This is a genomic window from Sphingopyxis panaciterrae (assembly GCF_011762125.1).
In the GTDB taxonomy this organism is placed as follows: Bacteria; Pseudomonadota; Alphaproteobacteria; order Sphingomonadales; family Sphingomonadaceae; genus Sphingopyxis; species Sphingopyxis panaciterrae.
In genome coordinates this window covers 664,802-687,613 of sequence record NZ_JAASQN010000002.1, presented here as the reverse complement: position 1 = coordinate 687,613, position 22,812 = coordinate 664,802, and the positions used below count along the sequence as shown (strand labels likewise).

General features: G+C 64.0%; 17 protein-coding genes and 2 pseudogenes. 8 read left to right on the top strand and 11 right to left on the bottom strand.

All coding sequences use genetic code 11. The annotated features are described in order from the left end of the window. Nucleotides 1-55 precede the first annotated feature (55 nt). The 3 genes from FHR22_RS10815 to FHR22_RS10805 are packed head-to-tail and all read right to left on the bottom strand — an operon-like array spanning nt 56 to nt 4,376. Complete coding sequence (locus FHR22_RS10815) at nt 56-613, bottom strand: GNAT family N-acetyltransferase (RefSeq protein ID WP_166941922.1); 558 nt, start codon at nt 611-613, stop codon at nt 56-58. Further along, nucleotides 610-1,740 (bottom strand): pyridoxal phosphate-dependent aminotransferase, encoded by a 1,131-nt coding sequence (locus FHR22_RS10810; protein WP_243853644.1) that lies wholly within the window; start codon nt 1,738-1,740, stop codon nt 610-612. Before FHR22_RS10810 ends, FHR22_RS10815 begins: the two co-directional genes overlap by 4 nt. Next, the gene (locus tag FHR22_RS10805; RefSeq protein WP_166941920.1) at nt 1,740-4,376 is read right to left on the bottom strand and encodes a TonB-dependent receptor plug domain-containing protein; all 2,637 of its coding nucleotides are present in this window, start codon (nt 4,374-4,376) and stop codon (nt 1,740-1,742) included. Before FHR22_RS10805 ends, FHR22_RS10810 begins: the two co-directional genes overlap by 1 nt. A 222-nt stretch (nt 4,377-4,598) precedes the next feature. Here FHR22_RS10805 and FHR22_RS10800 point away from each other — a divergent pair, with 222 nt between their 5' ends. The 5 genes and pseudogenes from FHR22_RS10800 to FHR22_RS10780 all read left to right on the top strand — a co-directional run bounded on the left by FHR22_RS10800 (nt 4,599) and on the right by FHR22_RS10780 (nt 9,379). Continuing rightward, entirely contained in the window at nt 4,599-4,739 is a 141-nt protein-coding gene (locus FHR22_RS10800; protein ID WP_166941918.1) for a hypothetical protein, read from the top strand. After that, complete coding sequence (epsC, locus tag FHR22_RS10795; protein ID WP_166941916.1) at nt 4,736-5,668, top strand: serine O-acetyltransferase EpsC; 933 nt, start codon at nt 4,736-4,738, stop codon at nt 5,666-5,668. Before FHR22_RS10800 ends, epsC begins: the two co-directional genes overlap by 4 nt. Before the next feature lie 114 nt (nt 5,669-5,782). Then, a complete protein-coding gene (locus FHR22_RS10790) occupies nt 5,783-7,006 on the top strand; it encodes a dipeptidase (protein ID WP_166941914.1) in 1,224 nt (407 codons plus the stop codon). Further along, nucleotides 7,003-8,384: pseudogene (locus tag FHR22_RS10785) on the top strand (dicarboxylate/amino acid:cation symporter). The gene FHR22_RS10790 and the pseudogene FHR22_RS10785 overlap by 4 nt, the downstream one beginning before the upstream one ends. Beyond that, nucleotides 8,381-9,379: an isopenicillin N synthase family dioxygenase gene (locus FHR22_RS10780; protein ID WP_166941912.1), complete on the top strand. Its 999-nt coding sequence runs from the start codon at nt 8,381-8,383 to the stop codon at nt 9,377-9,379. Before FHR22_RS10785 ends, FHR22_RS10780 begins: the two are co-directional and overlap by 4 nt. 175 nt (nt 9,380-9,554) lie before the next feature. Here FHR22_RS10780 and FHR22_RS10775 read toward each other — a convergent pair. The 6 genes and pseudogenes from FHR22_RS10775 to FHR22_RS10750 all read right to left on the bottom strand — a co-directional run. Then, nucleotides 9,555-10,121, bottom strand: a pseudogene (locus FHR22_RS10775) (tyrosine-type recombinase/integrase); the annotation flags it as partial. Nucleotides 10,122-10,299: 178 nt separating this feature from the next. Continuing rightward, nucleotides 10,300-10,683 (bottom strand): nuclear transport factor 2 family protein, encoded by a 384-nt coding sequence (locus tag FHR22_RS10770; RefSeq protein WP_166941910.1) that lies wholly within the window; start codon nt 10,681-10,683, stop codon nt 10,300-10,302. A 94-nt stretch (nt 10,684-10,777) separates the two neighbouring features. Continuing rightward, on the bottom strand, nt 10,778-11,542 hold the full coding sequence (locus FHR22_RS10765) for a fumarylacetoacetate hydrolase family protein (RefSeq protein ID WP_341786604.1): 765 nt from the start codon (nt 11,540-11,542) through the stop codon (nt 10,778-10,780). Between the two features lie 150 nt (nt 11,543-11,692). Continuing rightward, nucleotides 11,693-13,081 (bottom strand): amidohydrolase family protein, encoded by a 1,389-nt coding sequence (locus FHR22_RS22655; protein ID WP_166941907.1) that lies wholly within the window; start codon nt 13,079-13,081, stop codon nt 11,693-11,695. Between the two features lie 102 nt (nt 13,082-13,183). Then, complete coding sequence (locus FHR22_RS10755) at nt 13,184-15,514, bottom strand: TonB-dependent receptor (protein WP_341786603.1); 2,331 nt, start codon at nt 15,512-15,514, stop codon at nt 13,184-13,186. Nucleotides 15,515-15,919: 405 nt separating this feature from the next. After that, entirely contained in the window at nt 15,920-16,513 is a 594-nt protein-coding gene (locus FHR22_RS10750) for a VOC family protein (protein ID WP_166941905.1), read from the bottom strand. A 363-nt stretch (nt 16,514-16,876) separates the two neighbouring features. On the opposite strand from FHR22_RS10750, the gene kce reads away from it, so the two are divergent. The 3 genes from kce to FHR22_RS10735 all read left to right on the top strand — a co-directional run bounded on the left by kce (nt 16,877) and on the right by FHR22_RS10735 (nt 21,517). Beyond that, nucleotides 16,877-17,803 (top strand): 3,5-dioxohexanoate:acetyl-CoA acetone transferase, encoded by a 927-nt coding sequence (gene kce / locus FHR22_RS10745; protein WP_166941904.1) that lies wholly within the window; start codon nt 16,877-16,879, stop codon nt 17,801-17,803. An 84-nt stretch (nt 17,804-17,887) separates the two neighbouring features. Beyond that, nucleotides 17,888-20,230 carry a transketolase gene (locus FHR22_RS10740; RefSeq protein ID WP_166941903.1) on the top strand — a complete coding sequence of 781 codons (2,343 nt, stop codon included), beginning with the start codon at nt 17,888-17,890 and terminating at the stop codon, nt 20,228-20,230. 3 nt (nt 20,231-20,233) lie between these two features. Further along, a complete protein-coding gene (locus FHR22_RS10735; RefSeq protein ID WP_166941902.1) occupies nt 20,234-21,517 on the top strand; it encodes a dihydrolipoamide acetyltransferase family protein in 1,284 nt (427 codons plus the stop codon). A gap of 131 nt (nt 21,518-21,648) precedes the next feature. Here FHR22_RS10735 and FHR22_RS10730 read toward each other — a convergent pair whose 3' ends face one another. Together FHR22_RS10730 and FHR22_RS22650 are read right to left on the bottom strand one after the other, a co-directional pair. After that, on the bottom strand, nt 21,649-22,437 hold the full coding sequence (locus FHR22_RS10730; RefSeq protein ID WP_166941900.1) for a TonB-dependent receptor domain-containing protein: 789 nt from the start codon (nt 22,435-22,437) through the stop codon (nt 21,649-21,651). Beyond that, complete coding sequence (locus FHR22_RS22650) at nt 22,437-22,751, bottom strand: TonB-dependent receptor domain-containing protein (RefSeq protein WP_166941898.1); 315 nt, start codon at nt 22,749-22,751, stop codon at nt 22,437-22,439. Before FHR22_RS22650 ends, FHR22_RS10730 begins: the two co-directional genes overlap by 1 nt. Nucleotides 22,752-22,812 lie beyond the last annotated feature (61 nt).

Sequence of the window (22,812 nt, the reverse complement as noted above, 5' to 3'; positions counted from 1 at the left end):
CCCCGGTGTCTGTCGGCTAGCGTCTTCTTTGAGTGCGTTCAAGACTTTGATCACTTCATGCCCGTGGCGCGTGTTGCGAGACGCGCCACTCGTCGCGTGTGATTTCCCACAACTCCATATCCTGCTCGCCCGAGACGAGGGTTTTCCGGAAGCGATCTATGACCCGCATGCCCTGGCGTTCCGAAATTCGCCGCGATGCCGGGTTGTTTGCTGCCTTTGGTACGCGCAGATGCGTACGGCCGAGCGTTTCGAACCAATAGGCGGTGACGGCGTCGCTCGCTTCGGTCATCAACCCCTGTCCCTGCCAGTCGGGGCTGAGCCAGAAGCCGCGGTTGTCGTCGGGTATGTCCCCGAGGCTGATGATGCCGATCAGCCGGTCGATATCGCTTTTCGGCCTGATGCTCCAGTGCCAGGCTTCCCCTCGCGCCATGGCGGGAAGGGCGATGCCCTTAAGAAAGCTCTTAGCGCCGTTGGCAGGGTAGGGCCAAGGTATCGATCCACCCATCCAACGGAGGATTTCCCATTTCGGGAAGATGCGCTGGATGGCAGGCGCGTCGTCGAGCGTCAGCGGAAGAAGATGGAGCCGCGCGGTCGCGAGCGGAGCAATTGTCACGCTCGCGGCTTGACGGTGTCGCCAAGCAGTTTCACGACGGCTTGGACCTCGCCCGGTGTTCCCACGGTGATGCGCACCCAGTCGTCAAGCGGCGGGAAGGCGCGTCCGATCAGGATATTGCGCTTGGCGGCTTCGGCGCGGAGCGCGTTGGCGGTGGGGGTGCGGAAATAGACGAAGTTCGCGCGGCTGTCGGTGCGATCGAGCGAGAGGGCGTCGATGGTCTGCTCAAGCCGCTTCCGCCCGGCCAGCGTCCACGCGCGGACGCGCGCGATATAGGCCTGGTCGGCAAGCGCGGCCGATCCGGCCGCGAGGTTGAGGCGGCTTAGGCTGTGCGGCGCACCGATGCCGGCATCGCGTAGACCCTTTGCCAGTGGGGCGGGGGCGATCGCATAGCCGATCGATAGCCCCGCAAGGCCATAGGCTTTGGCGAGGGTGCGGAAGATGAGGATATTGGCGCCGGTGCGGAGCTGGCGGATTGCGCTGCGGGCTGCGAGATCGTCATATTCGAGATAGGCTTCGTCGACGACGACGAGCGTACGCGCCGACGCCTCAGCGAGGAAGCGGTCGAAGGCGGCCGCTTCATTGACCGTTCCCGAGGGATTGTGCGGGTTGACGAGATTGACCGCGAGCGTCTCCGCATCGATTGCCGCGAGCAGCGCGGGCAGATCATTCTCGAGTCTGGCATTGAGCGGCACCGGCTTTCCGACGCCGCCGAGCGGCGCCGCAGCATCGATGAGCGCGGTATAGCCCGGCGCCGAATAGACGACATTTCCCTCACCCTTGCGCTGGCGTGCGAGATAGAGGCCGAGCGGTTCGAGCACCTCGCCGATTACGACCTGCCCGGCTGCAACGCCCTCGTGCCTTGCAATCTGTTCGGCGAGCCGGTCGACGTCCGGCTGTTCGACGTAGCGGGCGATATTGCCGAGCGTGGCCTCGATGGCTTTCGCTACCTTTGGTGACGGACCGAAAGCGCTCTCATTGAGGTTGAGGCGGATCGGTGCGGCGGATGCTGCTTTTGCGTTGGATGTGCCCGGCACGGCGATAGCGACCGCGGCCATGCCCGTCGCGGCGAGCCAGTCGCGGCGCGTGAAACCTCCATGGCCTTCGCCGATCATCGCGCCCACCATCAGAAGTTGAACCCGAGGCGAGCATAATAGAAGGCGCCGCTAAAGCCGAAGGGCGAAAATTCGCTGTAGGGAAAGACGCCGAAGGTGTCGGCACCGGTGAGCGCGGGAGTCGAGGCGATATTCTTCGTCGGATAGATGTTGAAGATATTGTTCGCACCAAAGGTCGCGGTGACATTGGACGTCACCTGCCCCGTGAAGCTGAAATCGGTCACCCATTTGGGCTTGAGCCGCTGGATCACATCGACATTGCCCGCGGCGCCCGACGCGGTCGGAATGGTCCGGTAGGGCGTGGATTGCGCGGCAATCAGCGCGAGGTTGGCGGGCGTCTGATTGGTGAGCGCAACTTGCTCGACACGGCCGTAGCGGGTCGAGTTAAGCCCGAAGGTGATCGCGCCGATTTTCCAGCTGCCGCCGAGCGCGATCTTGTCGCGCGGCTGGCCATGTTCGAGCCGCGTCTGCTCGTTGATGTCGAAGATCGGCGTCGTGATACCGAGCGCGGTGATCTGCGCCGGGGTCGCCGAGAGGCGCCGGATCTTCACGTCATTGTAGTTATAGGCGGCGGTGAGTTTGAGTTCGCCCGCGCTGCCGAGATCGAGAGCATAGGCTGCGGTGACATCGACACCCTGTGTGCGCGTATCGACGGCGTTGGTGAAATAGCGCACAGAGGTAACGCCCGGAATCCCGAGCGCGGCGAGATAATCGCGCAGCGTGCGGCGGCCCGCGGCATCGACGAAGTTCGACGAGAGAACGATCTGGTCGTCGATATCGATGTGATAATAGTCGATCGATGCAGAAAGTTTGCCGCTGGCGAAGGTAAGGCCGCCGCCCCACGACACCGCCTTTTCAGGCTTCAGATCCTGCGCGCCGAGGGCCTGGGCGAGCGAGGAGCCGACGGGCGCGGTCCGCACGAGGACAAACTCGGGAAAGCCGGTATTGTTGTTCACGATCGTGCGCGAGCTCGTCGAACTGAAATATTGCTGGGCGAGCGACGGGGCGTGAAAGCCGGTGCTGACCGAGCCGCGCAGCGCGAAGCCCGCGGGCAGCGCGATGCGCGTCGAGGCCTGGCCGTTCCAGGTATCGCCGAAATCGCTGTAGTCCTCGTAGCGGCCCGCGAAATTAACCGTCCAGCCGTCAATGGGCTCTGCATCGAGCTCGGCAAAAGCGCCGATCGCGTCGCGGTTCGTGTCGATCGCATCGCTCGGCTGGATGCCGGCAAAGCCTTGCGAGCCGATCGTCGGGACGCCGCCCGCGCTTGGTCCATCGAGGATGTGCGACGGGCCATAGGCGTAGCTGTCGGGCTCGCCCGGGGTGATCTTGTAATAATCCTTCCGATACTCGGCACCGATCGCAAAACCGATCGGGTTGGCGAGCCCCGCATCGAACTGCCGCGAGAAGGTGATGTTGCTCGTCCACTGGGCGTTCGAAAATTTGCCGGCGTAGAAGCTTGTTGGCGAACTGGTGCCGAGCGTCGCATTGAGCGTATTGTTGGGCCGATAGGCAATGCTGTTGCCGCCATAGACGCTCGAGAGATCCCAGTCCCAGCCGCCGATGGCACCACGCAGGCCGAGGGCAAAGGAATAGTCGATGCTCTTGGTATCGATGAAGGGCAGGAAGCCGTCGGGATAGATGGCGCGGACATTTTCGTCCTGTCCGGCGCGGCGGAAGGAGGCGTTCGAATGCGCCTTGCTGACGCGGTAGCCGCCGAAGCCATAGAGTTCGAGACTGTCACCGAGCGGCTTCTCGAGATTGACGATGAGGCTCGCATCCTTGATGTCGCCCTGGTCGGCGAAGCGCCAGACATTGCGGTCGACCGTCGCCTCGCGCGGGTCGAGGCGGGTGCCCGCGACGCCGCCCGGCGGGTTCTGGCCCAGCCCCGCGCCGTAGCGCGCCGAAAGCGGCTGCGGCGTTCCGGTCGGCGAGATGCCGAAATAAAATTGCCGCGTGTCGGGAAGCGCGCGGTTGGCAGCCTTGTGGTCGCGATAATAGCCGGTTGCATTGATGAAGCCGTCGTCGCCGAGCTTGACGCCGCCGCCGAGCGAAAATTCATAGGTATCGCCGCCGCCGTCGTAGGTGGTGCCTGCGCTCGCCGAGCCGTGGAGCGCGGTATCTTCGCGGAGCAGGATGTTGATCACGCCCGCGATGGCATCCGAGCCATATTGCGCCGAGGCGCCATCGCGCAGGATCTCGATGCGCCCGATCGCGGCGGCCGGGATCTGGTTGAGATCGGTGGGCGTCGATCCCTTGCCGACCGTGCCGCCGGTGTTGACCCAGGCGGCGGTGTGGAGACGGCGGCCGTTGACGAGCACCAGCGTGGCGTCGGGCGAGAGCCCGCGCAGCGTCGCATTGTGAATATGCGTATTGCCGTCGGGCGTCGTCGGGGTGGCGAAGGCGAAGCTCGGCGCGAACTGGCGCAGGATTTCGGTCGTTTCCTGCTGCCCCGATGCGCGGAGGTCCTCGCCGCGGAAGACGTCGATCGGAACGGGTGAGGTCGTGGCGGTGCGTTCGGAGACGCGCGTGCCCGTCACGACGATGTCGGCGGCCTGCTCGCCGGTATCGTTCGACTGCGCGTGCGCGGGAAAGGGAAGGAGCGCGATTGTGAGCAAAAGCGCTGTCTTGGGGGAGAGGGTGAGGGACATGGCTATTTTCTCCTGTTGCCTGACCTCAAGTTACTCAACCAAATTAATTGACAAAGATAGTTTTTCTACGTGGCGTGAAATGGCCCACCACGCTAGCCCGCTGACAGATCTTCGGATCTCGCGGCTTTTGATGGATGTCAGCTTGCTCCGCGTGACCAACGGCTAAAGCGCACGGAGACCGGAGAGCCGCCGGATTCGTGTTTCTGCAAAGGAGATACGAAGATGCGAGCTCGCCGACCCGATGTTCCCCGGAAACGCCACCTTGCCGGAGCGCAGCCGCTCCCGCACCCCTCCTGGTCTTCGCCGCCCGCCGAGCGGCGGCGTGTCAGCGCGCAGGAATTCTGGCAGCGGCTGGGCCTGTGATCGATACGGTCGACGCCGAACAGTCCGACCTATCGGGCGGCGTCTCGGCGGTCGCCGCCGAGCTTGCCGATATTCGCCGCGAGTGGCGCGACGCGCGGGGCCATGATGCCGAATATGGAAGCGAGGGTTTCCCCTCGCGCGGCGACTTGGGCAAGATCGTCGGCGCGCTCTGCGGTGCGCTCTATCCGCTGCGGCTCGGTCCCGATTTCGTGCGGCCGCACAATGAGCATATATTCGTCGAGCAGACGCTGCAGACCACGCTTGCGCGGCTCTACGGGCAGGTGCGGCTCGAACTCATCTATGCGATGTCGGACGAGACGATCCACGCGGTCGATGCGCGCGCCGAGGCGATCGTCCGCAAATTCACGTCGCGGCTTCCGGCGCTCCGCCGCCTGCTCGATACCGACGTCGAGGCGGCGTGGCGTGGCGATCCCGCGGCGCGCAGCGTCGACGAGGTGCTGATTTGCTACCCCTCGATGCTCGCGATCATCCACCACCGGCTTGCGCACCAACTGCATCGGGATGGCGCCAAGCTGGTCGCGCGCATCATCGCCGAGGTGGCGCACGACAAGACCGGCATCGACATTCATCCGGGAGCCGAGATCGGCGACGGCTTCTTTATCGACCATGGCACCGGCGTCGTGATCGGCGAGACGGCGATCCTCGGGCGCAATGTCCGCCTCTATCAGGGCGTGACGCTCGGCGCGCGACGCTTCGCGGCCGACGAGGCGGGGGTGATGGTGCGCAACATCCCGCGCCATCCGATCGTCGAGGATGATGTGGTTATCTACGCCGGCGCGACCATCCTCGGGCGCGTGACGATCGGCGCGGGGTCCGAGATCGGTGGCAATGTCTGGCTGACGCACGACGTGCCGCCGGGAAGCCGCGTCATCCAGGCGCGCGAGCAGAACAGCATCAACGGCGCGTAGCCGGTCCACGCGGCGTCCGCCCCGGCTCATCCGGGAGGCGCGAAGAGACCGGAACGATAACCCTTGCTCCTCCCTGCCGACCGCGGCCGGACGGGCTCTCCCAAGGAAACGACTATGCTCCGACATTGGAAATCTTCGCTGCTCGCTGGTGTGCTGCTCGCGCTGCCCGTCGCTGCCATTGGCCAAGAGGGCGGCGACAAGGCGGCCGCGATCCATGATCGCATCCTTGTGCTCGACAGCCATGCCGATATGCTGCTGCCCTCGACGCCGAAGCGCTATTATCTGAACGGAACGGACTCGCGCGTCGATCTGCCGCGGCTCGAGAAAGGCGGGGTCGATGCGATCGTGCTTGCCGTCGCGGTGGGGCCGGGACCGCGCGATGCCGCGGGCGTCGCGGCGGCACGGCGCGAGGCCGACGAAAAGCTTGTCCGGATCAAGGCGTTCGCGGCGTCCGAGCCGGCGCGGATCGGGATCGCGCTGAGCGCGGCCGATGTCGAGCGGCTCGCCGGCGAAGGGAAGGTGGCGGTCGTCATCGGCTTCCAGAATGCCCGCTCGATCGGCAAGGACATCGGCCAGATCGACCGATTGTATAGCGAAGGCGTGCGCGTGTTCGCCTTCGACCATGCCGGGCACAATGATTTTGCGGACTCGTCGCGGCCGCAGCCCGGTGAACCCGCCGCCGAGCATGGCGGGCTGTCGCCGCTCGGCAAGCAGGCGGTCGCGAAGCTCAACGACCTCGGCGTGCTGATCGACGTGTCGCAGCTTTCGGCCGATGCCTTGCTGCAGACGCTTGCGCTCAGCCGCGTGCCCGTCGCCGCGACGCATTCGGCGGCGCGCGCGCTCGTCGACAATGGCCGCAATTTGAGCGACGCCGAACTCGATGCGATCAAGGCCAATGGCGGGGTGGTGCAGGTGACGCCCTTCACCTCCTATCTGACGCTTCCCGATGCCCCGAGCCGCGAGCGGTATGCCGCGATCCGCGCGCGTTACGGCCTCGCGGCGGATTATGCGTCGACCTATGACGGCAGCGAGGCGCTGCCCGAGGCGCGGCGGAGCGCCTATCTCGACGAGATATCGGCGGCGCGGTCGAAGGCGAGCCTTTCGGACTTCGTCGATCATATCGACCATATCGCCAAGCGGATCGGCTGGCAGCATGTCGGGATCGGCACCGACTTCGACCATGGCGCGGGGGTCACCGGCTTCGACAGCGCCGCCGAAGCGCCGAACGTCACCCGCGAACTGCTCCGCCGCGGCTATACCGAAGAACAGGTCGCCGCGATCTGGGGCGGCAATTTCCTTCGCGTGCTTCGTGCCGCCGAGGAGGGCCGAAAACGGTGAGGAGACCCGTAGCTGTTGACGGCTCCGCAAGCGCCCCTAAGGTCCGCCTGCCTTCGTTCGGCGTCCAGGTCCTGATTGGCCTGGGGCTGGGCGTCGGCCTTGGCTTCTGGGCTCGAAGCCTGGGCGAGGCGAGCGCGCTGGCAGAAGCGTTGCAGACGGTCGGTTCGATCTTCGTGCAATTGCTCCGCGCGCTCGTCCCGCCCTTGGTTTTCACGGCGATCGTCGCGTCGATCGCGGCGCTCAAGGATTTGCAGAACGCGCGCGGCTGGTCGCGCAGACCTTGCTCTGGTTCGCGGTTACCGCGCTGATCGCCGTGCTGATCGGCATCGCGCTCGGTGTCCTGCTCGAACCGGGCCCGCGGACCGGCGTTAGCGCGGCCGCCGCCGCGCCTCCTTCGGCAACAGGAAGCTGGCTCGATTTCCTGAAAGGTCTTGTGCCCGCCAATTTCCTCGGCCTCTCGGCGTCGACGAAGATCGCCGATGGCGCGCCGGCGACCGCGCTGTCGTTCAATGTTCTGCAGATCATCGTGCTGGCGATTGCGGTTGGCGCGGCTGCGGTACGGATCGGGCCGGCGGGGGAGAGCTTTCTTGCCTTCAACGCGTCGCTTCTCGCCATCTTCAAGCGCCTGCTGCTGTGGGTCATCCGCCTGACCCCGATCGGCACGACGGCGCTGATCGGCGATGCCATCGCGCGTTACGGTTGGGAGGCTCTGGGATCGCTCGGGCAGTTTGCCATCGCGATCTACGCCGGGCTGCTGCTGGTGATCGCGCTCGTCTATCCGCTGCTGCTGCGCCTCAATGGCCTGTCGCCGCTGCGCTTCTTCCGCGCCGCATGGCCGGCGATCGAGCTCGGCTTCGTGTCGCGTTCGTCGATCGGGACACTTCCGATGACGCAGGATGTGGTCGAGCGCCGTCTCGGCGTGCCGCCCGCCTATGCCGCCTTTGCGGTGCCCCTCGGCGCGACCACCAAAATGGATGGCTGCGCCGCCATTTATCCCGCGATCGCGGCGATTTTCGTGGCGCAATTTTATGGCATTCATCTCGGTATCGACGATTATTTCCTGATTGTCCTCGTCTCGGTGCTCGGCTCGGCCGCGACCGCCGGGCTCACGGGCGCCACGGTGATGCTGACGCTGACGCTCTCGACGCTGGGACTTCCACTGGAGGGCGTCGGATTGCTGCTCGCTATCGACCCGATCCTCGACATGGGGCGAACCGCGGTCAATGTGGCGGGGCAGGCGCTGGTGCCGGCGATCGTCGCGAAGCGTGCGGGCCTCAGTTCGAGCGAGCAAGCCGAAGGCGAAGCTAAGCTAAGCCGGTCTTTGGGTAATCGCTGTGATGGCGACTGGTGCCAGTTTGCGATAGGCTGGTCCGCATGAGCAACCCGAGCCTGCCGGTCATCGACATCGAGCCTTTGCTGCACATGACGGACGCCGGGGCGGCGGCTGATACGGCTCGGCGGATAGGCGATGCGGCTGAGGAATTCGGCTTCTTCTATGCCGTCGACCATGGGATTGGCTCCGGCGTCTTCGCCGATTTGCTCGGGGCGAGCCGTACCTTCTTCGCGCAGCCCGAGGCCGAGAAAGCCCGGATTGCGATGGCCAAGGGCGGTATCGCCTGGCGCGGCTGGTTCCCCGTCGCGGGCGAACTCACCTCGGGCTTCCCCGACCTCAAGGAAGGTCTCTATCTCGGCGAAGAGCTTGGGCCAAACGATCCGCGCGTGAGGGCAGGGCTGCCGCTCCACGGTGCCAATCTCTGGCCCGCCGCCGTGCCAGCGCTGCGCCCCGCGGTCGAGGCCTATGTCGCGGGCGCGACGCGCGCAGGCGAGGCGCTGATGCGCGGCATGGCACTCTCGCTTGGGCTTGCGGCCGACCATTTTGCCGATGGCCTGACGCGCCATCCGACCTTGCTGTTTCGTATATTCCATTACCCGGGAAGCAATCCCGATGTCGAAGGGTTCGGCGTCGGTGAGCATAGCGACTATGGCCTGCTCACGCTGCTGGCGCAGGACGACAAGGGCGGGCTCGAAGTGCGAACGCGCGAGGGCTGGATCGACGTGCCGCCGCTCGGGAACGCGCTCGTCATCAATGTCGGCGACATGTTCGAGCGGCTGACGCGCGGGCGGTTTCGCTCGGCGCCGCACCGCGTCGTCAATCGCTCCGGCGTCTCGCGCTATTCCTTTCCCCTTTTCTTCGATCCCGATTTTGCGCGCCGGTTGACCCGCTACCGATCGAGGGTCGCGAAGCCGCGGGAGGCAGCGCGCTGGGACTATGTCGATCTCCACGCCACCATCGGGACCTATGGCGACTATCTGCTCGGCAAGGTCAGCAGGTGTTTCCCGAGCTTGCGGGGTCGGAGTTCGGCCAGGGGCTAGCGTCGAGACCGGCGGCGCGGGCTAGGTCGCGGGCCGCCGGGCGGTGGAAAGGCTGTCGGTGGAGACAAGATCCCGCCGGCCCGTGAAATATCGGCGAGCCAGAGCGATGCGTCGCGCGGATCGAGGCCGAAAATCTCCTCGATAAGCTGCGTCGGCGAAGGCGGCGATCGTCTGGCCGTCCCGCGCGCCACCAGTCGCGCAGTAGCAGGCCTTCGGGTAGCATGGCGTTGCGGTAGCGGTCACCTTTACCGCGCTCGATCCGCAGCAGCATGCGCTTGCTGTCGATATCGGTGACCTTGAGCGCTGACACCTCTGCAACCCGCAAGCCGGCGCCATAGGCGACCGACAGCGCCGCCTGGTGCTTGAGGCAGCGGGTCGCATCAAGCAGCCGCTTCACCTCGGCCATGGTCAGGACGACGGGGACCTTTGCGAACCTGCCTGGAGCGGACCAGCTTACGCGCGAGATCGGGGCGGTCGAGTGTGTGGGTGAAGAAGAATCTCAGCGCACCCACGATGCTGTTCATGGTCGGCGCCGGAACGCCCGCCCGCTGTTGCTCGATCTGGAACTGCCGGACATCCTCGGCGCTCGCGGTGTGCGGCGAGCGCCCGAGCCAGGTCGCGAACCGTCCGATGTCGCGAAGATAATACGCTGCGTCTCCTTGGAGAAGCTGCGCATGGTCATGTCGTCGATCAGGCGCTGGCGCAGCGGGCTGATCGGGCCAATCTGGATAAGCTCGTTCATCGTTCGACTCCTCAGCTGAAGGAGTCGAAAGGGTCTGCCTGCGACAGCCCGCGTTCAATCAGGTGCGGCGCTCGCTGGGCAGCTCTACATCGCCGCTAGCACCAATCCGCGGAGCGGTTCGTGCTTCGGCCAGTAGCCGAATGACAAGAATGCCGGGCCTTCGCCAATCAAAGAGGTTTCATATCTTTGCTAGAAACCCGGTGTGACAGGTGCTCTGTTTCCAGCCATCGTCGACGCGAACCCAGGTCTGGGTGACGATCGCGCTGACGCTAATCTGGCTGTCGGTGCCCACGGGGTTCACGGTCTGGGCAAGCGAACCGACCACGACCACGACATGACCATAGTCCCGAATATGCAGGTCGCCGCGCTCGATCTCGAGGAAGCGGTACTTGCTTTTTACGCCATCGAGATAAGCAGCCTTGCCGTCGATCTGGCCGGTGCCGTGCACATGCACCAAATCCTCGGTAAGCAGCTCGCCGAGGGTATCCGTGTCTGCGGCTATGAGCGCCGCGACACGGCGCTTCTCGAGTTCCTCGATGGCTTTTTGAATCGACTGGTTCATCTGTGACTCTCCGTGGTGGTCGGGATGAGCGGCGCAATCGGGGCAGCGTGTCTCGTGCAAAGACCGAAGCAGTGATCGCGCCGCGCGCCGGATTTCAAACGTCTTCTGCGACGACCCTGTTTTCGATGTGCCCAATGCCATCGATTTCCACGCGCAGGACGTCGCCGTCTTCCAGAAACTGCGGTGGGTCGAGTGCGACGCCGACCCCGCTCGGCGTGCCGGTTGCGAGAATGTCGCCCGGCTCCAGCGTCATCACCGTCGAGAGATAGGCGATTTGCTCGTAAATATTGTGGATCATATCGTTCGTGCTGGTCGACTGACGCTGATCGCCGTTCACGAACATGCGCATCTCGAGCGCATGCGGATCCTCGATCTCGTCGTCGAGCATCAGCCACGGTCCGATGGGGCCATGCGTATCGAATGATTTGCCCAGCGTCATCGTGCCGGTCCGAAATTGCCAGTCACGTGCCGAAACGTCGTTGACGACCAGATAGCCGCCGATCACCGAGCGGGCGTCGTCCGCGGAGACGTGGCGGCAACGCGTTCCGATCACGACGCCCAGTTCGGCTTCATAGTCCATCTTTTCGGTGGCATTGGGCTTCACCACGTCGTCGAACGGGCCGTTGATGCACGAGACCTGTTTGTTGAACCAGATCTGATATTCCGGCGTTTCGATACCGAGCCTCGTAGCCTCGTCGGCGTGGGCGCGATAGTTCATGCCGATTGCGAGGAATTTTTGCGGCTTCGGAACCGGTGGCAGAAGCCTGACGGAGCTTAGTGGGATACGGGCATCGGCACGATCCTCGACGGCATGGAACGTCTCGATCGCCGCGGCGCCCGCTTCCAGAAACTCGATCACGGTCGTCGGCAGCTGGGGCGCTGCAACGCTGAGATCGACAAGGTGCTGACCGAAGACTTTTCCCAGTCTCGCGCGCCCGTCCGAAAAATTGACCAGGGGCATTTGCATGTTCCTTTGACTTGGCTTCGAATGACGATGATCGACGAGTGCCTATTCGGGGGTGGCACGCCGTTTCAGCGCATCGAGGTCGGCGCGCGAATAGAAGTGGCCGCTTCGGATGACGCCGACGATGGCATGAAGGTTACGCGAATCCGTCAAGGGATTTGCCTGGAGAAGGACCATATCCGCGGCCTTTTCCGGTTCGACCGTACCCATCGTCTGCTCCCGCCCGAGAAAGCGAGCCGCATCGAGCGTGGTCATTTGGAGGATGCGTAGCGGCGAAATGCCGGCCCGCGCGAGCAGATCGAACTCATGATGCAGCGAGGTGGGCGTCAGCCATTGGCCGCCGAAATCGGTGCCGGCGAGCATCTTCACGCCCGCTTCGTCGAAGATCTTCGTGAGTTTCAACTGGGCTTCGAACAGCTCGCGCAACGTCTCGCGATCGGCTGGGGCCACGCGGGCCGTGAAATCGTCGCCGACCTCCGCCCACAATTTTCGGGACTGCGCAGGAACGTCCTTGTTGTCCGGATTGTCGCGGAACATGGGCCCGTCGCCGATTTCCATGGCCTCTAGCCGCGACAGCGTCGGAACCAGCCACATGCCGGTTGCGGCGAGATCACGCGCGAGCGTGCGGCATTTCGCGTCATCATAGGTGGCAAGGACACGGGCGATGATCTTCATGGCCGGGGGCGGCACGGCGAGCATCGGATTGGCCAAGGTCCGCTTCAGCTGTTCAGGCGGCAGCGCCAGCGGCGACCCGCCGTTTTCGGGTATCGCGTCGAGCATCTTTCGGATGACTGCTTCGTCACGCGAGCAGCTGAGCAAGACGCTGATTCCCGGACCGAGATGTTCGATCGAGGTCATGCCGTGACGTGCCGCCTCACGCACATCGACGCGCGGCACCAGATGACCGGCGATCGGTAGCCCTTCTGCCCGTGCCTCGTCGATCGCGGCGAGAAATACATCCTTGCTGGCATCCGCCAGCTTGATGAAATCGGCGCCCTGGCCTTTTTGCCGGCGGATTTCCACGCGCACCCAATCCGGCGTTTCGCTCGCACCGGGCGCTATGATCGCGCCGGGCATGGCGAGGAGCGCCGGCGCTTCTGCCGGAAGCACCGGCTTGCCGGCCGCTCGCGCCGCGAGCAGTTCGGGACCGCCGGCCATCTGCCGGAACCCGGTGATGCCTCCAGTCAGCATGATCGGCAGGCTGGTCTGCGGGCTTGCGGTGTTGAGATTATGGGCGTGCATGTCGTTATAGCCGGGCACCACGAACTTGCCGGGCAGCGACACGCGCTTGGCCGTGCGGATGACCTTGAGGCTCCGCGCCGGTGCAATCTTCACGATCCGTTCGCCCCGGATCCATATTGCGCTGCGCGGATGCAGGGTGCCGGTGCGCGTATCGACCACGGTCACATCGTCGATTACAAGCCCTTCGCGCACGGTCTCTGCCCTCGCCGCGGCGCTCTGCTGGGTAAAGGCGGTAATCGATAGCATCGCCGCCGTGACGATCTTGACGCGGTTATGCATGGAATTTCCTCAGAGCTAGAATTTGAAGCCGATCCGGGCGCCATAAGTGCGCGGTGCAGTCCGCGTCGAGACCAGGATATTGGCGATTGGCTGCGTCGAGGAGAATATTGGGGTACGATTATTCTCGATATTGCGGACGAACGCCGCGATCGACCAGCGTCCGTTCGCCGGACCGAAGCTCAACTGCGCGTTGCTGCGCCAAACGCCCGGCTCGTATTGCTCCGGCAAATATTGGAACCCGATGAAGCGGCCGCCGCGATATTGGGTATCGGCCCCAGCCACCAGTTCGAACTCACCGAAGTGGAAGGTCTGCTGTGCCGCGAGGTTGAGCGTCCATTCGGGCGAGTTGAAACCGGGCTTGCCCGCGCAATCGACGTTGTACCGGTTGGCAGCCGTGTCGAGCGTCGTCGCGCATCCCGTCAACGGCGGAACGCCGGTATTCTGGGTAATATAGGTGAAGGACGTGTTGCGACTGTCGAGATATTGGACGTCCGCACTGATGAGGGTCGTGGGCGTGACCAGCACCCGCGCCTCGACCTCGACGCCGCGAATGCGTGATTGTCCGACATTCTGCGTGATGTTGGTGATGCGTCCAGACAGATCTGGACGGACCGAGGACACCTGCTGGTTGCGATATTCCCACCAGAACCCTTCGAGATTGAACTGCAGCCGATTGCCGAAAAAGCGGTTCTTCGAGCCAATCGTGTAAGCGGTGATATATTCGGGTTCATATGTCTCGAAGCCGGTCGCGGCCGAGAAGCCGCCGGAGCGGTAGCCGGTCTCGACGCTGGCATAGAGCAGCGACTGCGCGGCGAGGTCGAACTCGATCGCGCCGCGATACGTAATCCGGTCGTTGGTGAGGCGCTGATTGTCGCTGCGGTCGGCACGGATGAGCAGCGCGCCGGTCGGCACACCGCCGGCAAACAGCGGGACCGGCGGCGAACCGGCCGCAGGGAAGGGGAAGGGGAATTGCGCAGGTGTCTCCGCGACCGGAAACAGCGGGGCATTCGGGCAGGTCGGCACCCCCGCGACGCGAACCTGGCAGACGATCGTCCCGGAGGCCGTCGTGCCGGTGAACCGCTTGCGATCCTCGGTGTAGCGGATGCCGCCGATGAGCCTCAGCCGATCGTTCAAATGCAGCGTCAACCGGCCGAAGGGGGCGGTGGATTCCGTGGTATAGCGCGCGTTCGAGAAAGCCGCCGCGGCCGAGGTGCTGAGCGAGATCTTCGCCCCGATCGCCTCATGATAATATAGCGCCCCGATCGTATAATCGACGCTGCCGACACGGTTTCCCGCGAAGCGTGCTTCGAGGCTGTATTGCTCATCGGTCTCGCGCTGGAACGCGCCGAAGGCGCCGCTGGTGGCGAGATAGTCGAGCTTGTTGTAGCGCCAGGCTGGGATGATAGAGAGTGTGCCAAGCGCTGTCGTCCAGTCGATCTGCCCGTGCGCGCCGAAGAAGCTGTTGTCCTGATAGGGCGCTATCGCGAGTTGATCGAGGCGGCGTCCGGTGGGACCGGCGTTGATGGTGACGCGGTACGCCTGGGCCGCCGGTGTAAGCACACCATCCGAATTGGGCACGCTCGCCGGCGTGAAAACATAACGGCGTGCAAAGGGGTTGTAGGCGTAGCTGCCATCATAGCCCACGCTTGTTCCGATCCCTCCAAGATGGGCGTAATCTCCCGACAGACGCACCGTGAGATCGGGCGTGAGGTTTGCTTTCAGCTGCAGGCGGAGTGCCGCGATATCCTCGTCCGATGTCCCGTCACGATTATAACCGTCGCGCTTCGAACGCATGCCGGAGATACGAAACGCTCCGTCGTCGCCCATCGGAAGGTTGACCGCCGCTTCGGCAACAAGGGCATCATAATTTCCATAGCTCAGCGAGCCGTGACCCGAAAATTCGCCGGGCTGCGGTTGAGCGGGAATGACGTTGATCGCGCCGCCGGTGGCGTTGCGGCCATAGAGGGTGCCTTGCGGTCCCTTCAGGACCTCGACGCGTTGGAGATCGTAGAAGACACCGACGGTACCGGTGGGGCGGCCGACATAGACGCCGTCATAGTTGAAAGCGGAGGCGGGATCGCTGTTCTGGGTGAGCGTGAAGTTCCCGACGCCGCGGATAAAGATGAGATTGCCTGTGCTGGTGGGCTGGATGGTCAGGGCGGGAACCAGCTCGTTGAGCCGGTCGGCCTGCGTTACACCGGCCTTCAGAAGGGCGGCCTCGTCGACGACATTGATCGCGACCGCTGCGCGCTGAGAGTTTTCGGCGCGTCGCTGCGCGGTGACCACGATATCCTGAAGCCCGCCTTCATCCGCGGATGCCTCCGGCGCGGGCTGGCCCCCGGTCACCGGTTGGTCGTCCTGCGCAAATGCAATCCCCGGGACCAAGCAAGCCGCAGCCGCAGTCGTCATGAGCCAAGTGCGCATTTCATCCCTTCCCTAATTATGTTTTTGTCAGCCGACGGTTCGGCTCTGCCATCGGCTATCGGGCATTCAGACATAGATGAAACGATGGCGGTTTGCTGCATCCGATAGATCATGGGCATCGCTCGGCCTGACCCCTCGACATTCGATCGCAGATCGTCGATCGCCGATCGATGGCGTGGAGCGGGCCCTTGTCTCAGCCTCGCAGGTGGCGTCTTGAGGGCTGCTCGCGGAATTCTTTCTCGGTGATTCGAGACCGCAGAGCGTGTCACCTTGCGATCGCCGAAAATGCCAAATCGAAGTCGCTTCGTCGCGTTCGTGCGACCCTGGTCAAATCTTGACCGATTCAAGCCCGACCGGTCCGCTGGGTGGACGCTTCTTGAGTTCAGCTTCGTCGTCGCCCGCGAGCAACCGCTCACGCAGGACGTCGGGATCGAACTCGACGCCGATCGGATTTATTTCGAAGGCTTCGGTGAAGAAGAATTCGGTCGATTCCTCGACCGTATCGAAATTCTCGACCTGGAATTCGAGATGATTGCCGTCGGGATCGCGATAGTAGAGCGAGGTTGTGGGTCCATGATTGATCGACCAGGCGGGCACGATCCCCAACGCCTTCAGTTGCGCATAATTGTCGAGCAGGTCGTGCAGCGAGTTGTAGCTGAATGCGATATGATGCAATCCAACGTCGGTGCCGTCCTGCTCCTGCAAGCCAGGGATCGCCACGATCGCAATGCGATGATGTTCCTCGTCATAGGAGAGGAACGACAGGCCGGGATTTTCGTAAGCGGGCTTCGCGTGCATCACGAGTTTGTACCAGCTAACCATCTCCTCGAAGCGGAAGGTGCGGAGCACGAAATGTGCCAGCTTGGCCGGCGGAATGATCTTGGCGGCAATTGCGGTTTCGGGGTCAGCGAGCGAAGCCATAATGTTCCTCCATGTCGTCGTCGCGCGGACAATGCGGCGCGTCAGATCCTGTAGTTGTTGCGTCCTTGGAAAATCGGTCTAGCCGCGAACATGGCGCAAGCTACGCTGTCGCAAGCCATAAGCCGATATGGCAGAAGCTTGCATCCGATGCCTCGCAGCTATCGGACACGCACCGCCTGATCTGACGCCGCGGCACGCCACCCTGCTCGTCACGATGCCTGCCAGCTATCGCGCAACGGCATACTCTATCTGCACGGATGCACCGCTTCGCCCTAGCTGGACGTCTCGCCCTTTCGGGTCAGGTGTCGGCAGGCTTTCTGCCGGGCGCCCGGCGTCGGGGCCAAATCCAGACTGGAGACTATCATGGCCAAGGTCATCATTTCCTGCGCGATCACCGGCGGCATCCACACGCCGACGATGTCGGACGCGCTGCCGATCACGCCCGAGCAGATCGCCGAAGAATCGATCGCGGCCGCCGAGGCCGGGGCCGCGATCATTCATTTGCATGCGCGCCGCCCCGAGGACGGGCATCCTACCGGCGATCCCGAGGTGTTCGCGCGCTTCCTGCCCGTGATCAAGCAGCGGACCGACGCGGTCATCAACCTGACCACGGGCGGCAGTCTGACCATGCCGGTCGAGGAGCGCATCGCTGCGGCGCGGCGCTTTCAACCGGAGGTGTGCTCGCTCAACATGGGCAGCATGAATTTCGCGCTGTTCCCCGTGGCCGGAAAGATCACCGAGTGGAAATATCCTTGGGAAAAGGAGTATATCGCCAACTCGGACGATTATGTCTTCCGGAACAGCTTCCGCGACATCGCCTATATGTTCGAGACCCTGGGCGGAATGGGGACGAAATACGAACATGAATGTTACGATCTGTCGCATCTCTACACATTGGCGCACTTCGTCGATCGCGGGCTGATCAAGCCGCCCTTCTTCGTCCAGATGGTGTTCGGTATCCTGGGCGGTGTCGGCGCCCATCTTGAAAATCTCGTCTTCATGAAAGAGGCCGCCGACCGCCTGTTCGGGGCCGAAAATTACAAATGGTCGGTCCTCGCGGCAGGACGTCACCAGATGCCGTTCATTACACAGGCCGCGCTGCTCGGGGGGCACGTCCGCGTCGGACTGGAGGACAGCCTCTATATCGGCCGCGGCGAACTCGCGACGTCGAACGCGCAGCAGGTCGAAAAGATCAAGCGCATCCTGGCCGAGCTCGGGCACGAGCCCGCCACCCCGGCGGAAGCGCGCGAAATGCTCGGCCTCAAAGGTGCTGATCGGACGCTGATTTGAATTCCGCCATCGCCGAACGGTGAGATGCATTGTATCGGGCGGTCCCGGCGCGGCGTTCGCCGCCTTGAAGCACAGGATGTAGCTATGAAAACCGTGATCGATCCGTCGCGGCGCGAGATCGTCGAGACGCTCGAGCAGCTCGATACGCAGTTGTTGTGGCTTTCCTCATGGATGATCCACAACGCCAACCATGTCCGCGAAAAGCGCGACGGGCTGAAGGTTGGCGGGCATCAGGCGAGCTGTGCGTCGATGACCGCGATCATGGCGGCCTTATATTTCCATGCGCTCGGACCCAATGACAAGGTCGCGGTCAAGCCGCATGCCGGTCCGGTCCTCCATGCGATCCACTATCTGCTCGGCAACCAGTCGCTCGACCGGATGCAGCGCTTTCGCGGGCTCGGCGGCGTGCAAAGCTATCCGAGCCGGACCAAGGATGCGATCCCGGTCGATTTCTCGACCGGCTCGGTCGGGCTGGGCGTGGCGGTGACCGCATTCAGTTCGCTTGTTCAGGACTATCTGATCGCGCATGGCCGGATGAAGGCCGACGATGCCGGGCGGATGATCGCGCTGATGGGCGATGCGGAGCTCGACGAGGGCAATATCTACGAGTGCCTGATCGAGGGCTATAAGCACGACCTGCGCAACTGCTGGTGGATCGTCGATTATAACCGCCAGAGCCTCGACGCGACGACAGCGGACCGCATGTTCCGCCGCTTCGACGATATTTTTGAGACGTGCGGCTGGCGGGTCGTCACGCTCAAATATGGCAAGAGGCAGCAGGCGGCGTTCAAGAAGCCGGGCGGCAAGGCGCTCGAACAATGGATCGACGGCTGCCCCAATGCCGAGTTTGCGGCGTTGACCTATCAGGGTGGCGCGGCCTGGCGGACGCGATTGATGACGGACATCGGCGGCAAGTCCCATGTCCAGAAACTGCTCGAGAGTTACGACGACGATGCACTGGCGAAGCTGATGACCAATCTCGGCGGGCATTGCATCGAGAGCCTCATCGAGGCGTTCGACGGTGCGCAGGACGACACGCCGACGCTGTTTATCGCCTACACGGTCAAGGGGCATGGCTTGCCGCTGGCAGGGCACAAGGACAATCACTCGGGCATGATGAACCCGGCGCAGATGGAGGGCTTCCGCAAGGGCCTTGGCATCGCCGAGGGTCAGGAATGGGAGAAATGGGGCGGGCTCGGCGATAATCTCGCCGCGCGGCTTCAGGCGCTCGTCGACAACAGCCCGATCGCCCGCAAGCCGGGCGAAGGGCAGGCCGGGACGGTACCCGTCCCGGCACGCTTTCCGGTTCCCGAGGGCATGGAGCAATCGACCCAGGCCGCGTTCGGACGCGTCTTGCTCGATCTTGCCAAGTCGGGCGAGCCGCTGGCCGATCGCATCGTCACCACAGCCCCCGATGTCACCCAAACCACCAATCTGGGCGCGTTCGTCAACCAGCGCGGGTTGTTCCGCCGACAGGAACTTGCCGACGTATTCCAGAAGGCCCGCATCCCTTCCGCGCAGAAATGGGCGCAGCATGCTGCCGGGCAGCATATCGAGCTCGGCATCGCCGAGCATAATTTTTTCCTGATGCTGACCTCGCTCGGGCTGGCAGCGCCGCATTTCGGCACGCGTCTGCTGCCGGTGGGGACAGTCTACGATCCGTTCATCGCGCGCGGGCTCGATGCGCTAAACTATGGCTGTTACCAGGACAGTCGCTTCCTGCTGGTCGGGACGCCTTCGGGCGTTACGCTGGCGGCCGAGGGCGGCGCACACCAGTCGATCAACACTCCGCTGATCGGTATGGGCCAGCCCAATCTCACGACGTTCGAGCCTGCCTTCGCCGACGAGGTGGCGCTGATGATGCGCTGGGCGTTCGATCATATGCAGCAGCCCGGCGGCAGCTCGGTGTATCTGCGCCTCACAACGCGCCAGATCGCGCAGGTCGCGCGCGCGGGGAATGAATGGGAGGAAGATGCGCTAAAGGGCGGGTACTGGCTCCGCCGGCCCGCCGCGGGTGCCGACGCGGCGATCGCCTTCTGCGGTGCGGTTGCGCCCGAGGCACTGGCGGCGTGGGAAGAACTCGCCGACGACTTGCCCGGGCTCGGCCTGCTCAATGTCACCTCGCCCGACTTGCTGCACCGCGGCTGGTCGGCCCGTCGCGCGGCGCGCTGGAACGGATCGGCGGCGACGCCCTGCCACGCCGAGACTTTGCTGTCCGCGCTGGCGCCGGGCGCGGGTCTTGTGACGGTGCTTGACGGCTCCCCCGGCGCATTGTCGTGGCTTGGCGGGGTCAAGGGTATGCGGGTCAGCCCGCTCGGCACCGACCGCTTCGGCCAGACCGGCGACCTGCCCGATCTCTACTGCACTTACCGGCTCGATGCAGAGGCGATCGCCGACGCGGCGGCCGAGCTGTTTCTGGACAATTGACCCATGGCGATCGAACTGACGATGCCGGCGCTCTCGCCGACGATGGAGAAGGGCACCCTGGCGAAATGGCTGGTAGTCGAGGGCGACGCGGTCAAGGCCGGCGATTGCATCGCCGAAATCGAGACCGACAAGGCGACGATGGAATATGAGGCAATGGACGAGGGCATTGTCGCCCGCCTGCTGATCGCCGAGGGGACCGACGAGGTCGCAGTCGGTACCGTTATCGCGCTGCTCGCTGAGCCCGGCGACGCCTCGTCCGCGCGACTGCCCGAGGCGGTCGCGCCAGCTTCGGCAGAGGCTCCGCCTATCTTGGCGCCTGCCGAACTGAAGCATGCTTTTGCTCCGACCGCGCCGGCGCCGGTCGCCGACGCGCTCCTCCAGCCGCGTCGCACCCCGCCTGCCGACCGTATCAAGATCAGCCCGCTCGCGCAGCGCATCGCAGACAAGAAGGGCATCGACCTGGCCCTGATCACCGGCTCGGGCGTCAATGGCCGGATCGTCCGCGCCGATCTGGGCCTCGCACCGGCAGCCATGGTACCGCCCGCAGCGGTTGGTGCCGCGCCGGCAGCGCCTGCCTGCGCTCCGCCGCCCGCCGGCGTGCCGGTCGAGACGATCAAGCTTTCGAGCATGGGCCGGACGATCGCTCGCCGCCTGACCGAGAGCAAGACGAGCGTCCCGCATTTCTACCTCACCGCGCGCTGCAATCTCGACCCGCTGCTCGCGCTGCGCGCTGAGCTCAACGCCGCGCTCGCCCCGCGCGGGGTCAAGCTCAGCGTCAATGACATGCTGATCAAGGCGCTCGCACTCGCGCTTCATCATGTGCCCGATGCCAATGTGCAGTTCGGCGGAGACGTACTGCACCGCTTCGCCCGGGCCGACATCGCAATGGCGGTGGCGATCGATGGCGGGCTGGTCACGCCGGTGATCCGCGATGCCGGCAATATGTCGCTTTCCGCTATCGCGGGCGCGAGCAGGACGCTCGTGCAGAAGGCGCGCGACGGCAAGCTGACGCCACAAGACTATGATGGCGGCACCGCGTCGATCTCCAACCTCGGCATGTTCGGCATCGATGAGATGGTCCCGGTGATCAACCCGCCGCAGGCTCTCATCCTTGGTATCGGCGCCGGGATCGAACAGCCGTGGAAGGTCGACGGCCAGCTGGGCCTCGCCACCGTGATGGCCGCGACCGGGTCGTTCGATCACCGCGCGATCAAAGGCGCTACCGCTGCCGAATTCATGTCCGCGCTTCGCGAGGCTGTCGAGACGCCGATGCTCTTGTGCCACTGAAAGCAAGACCGCTTCCTTCTCTTTGCGGCCGCAATCATGTCGCACGCCCTGACCATCGCATCGCGGCGCGACGTGGACAGCTCTGAAACAGATGCGAGCCGGATCCCTGGTTCGCATCCATGAAATCGCAATCAGAAGCTGGTGGTCAGCCGCACGCCCAAGGTGCGCGGGTTTCCTACGAAACAGCGCAGACCAGTCCCGGTCGTCGGGTTGCGGAGGCCAAGCGGCGCGTCGAAGACCTGCACCGCGATATTGGTGCAGTAGCGCTTGTCGGTGAGATTGTCGCCGAACAGTGCGATGGACCAGCGATCGTCCCGGCCGAAGAGCGTGGCGCGCGCGCTCAGCAGCGCATAGCCCGGTTGGATGGTGAAGGGGTTCCCGTCGATCGTCGTCCCGGCATAATGCCGGCCTGTGTAGGACAAGTCGCTCCGCAGGCTGACCCGGAGACCGTCATTCACGGGCGCCGAATATTCGATACCGGCGGTGCCGGAAACCTTGGGCGAGAAGGTCAGCGGATAGCCGCTCAGATCATGCGTCGCCGGCGTCAAGCCCGGAATGTTCGGCGCGTTGGGATAGGATTTGAACTTGGAGTCGAGATAGGCGATCGCCGCATTCAGCTGCAGCCGCTCGATGGGCTTCAAGGTCATTTCGGCCTCGATGCCCTGCTGGCGGAGCGACCCGACATTCTGAACCACCGGCGTGATTCCGAAGAGCGCGCGCTCCTGGAAATCACTCACATCCATGCGATAGGCGGTGGCATTCAGCGTCAGGACGCGATCGCTCGTCTGGAATTTGAAGCCGAGTTCATAATCCTCCACTGTCTCGGGGTTGAAAACGCGGAGCTGGCCAAGGGCGGTATTCGCGTTGCCGGAGTTGAACCCGCCGGATTTGAAGCCGGTCGAATAGGTTGCGAACAGCATCAGGTCGCGGCTCGGACGCCAGGCGAGGTTACCCGATAGGTCCAGCGACCCTCGCTGGAGGACAGCTGCGTCGTCTCATTGGTCTGGATCGAGGCCGCGGCGGGATTGAAGTTCCGGCCGACGAAGCTCCCGTCCTTATCGTCGTGCGTATATCGTGCGCCGAGCGTCAGATCGAGCGTCGGCACGATCTTCACTGTGCCTTGCAGATAGCCGGCGATGCTCGATGTCCGCTGGTTGAAGACGAACAGCGCCGCCGGATCTCGCGGTTGGCCAGGCAGGCTGGTCTTGTTGCGGCAGGCGCGATCAGGTTGCAAAAATTTTCCGAGATGTTGAAATTATAATTTATCCGCAGGTCTTCGCGATAATAATAGAGGC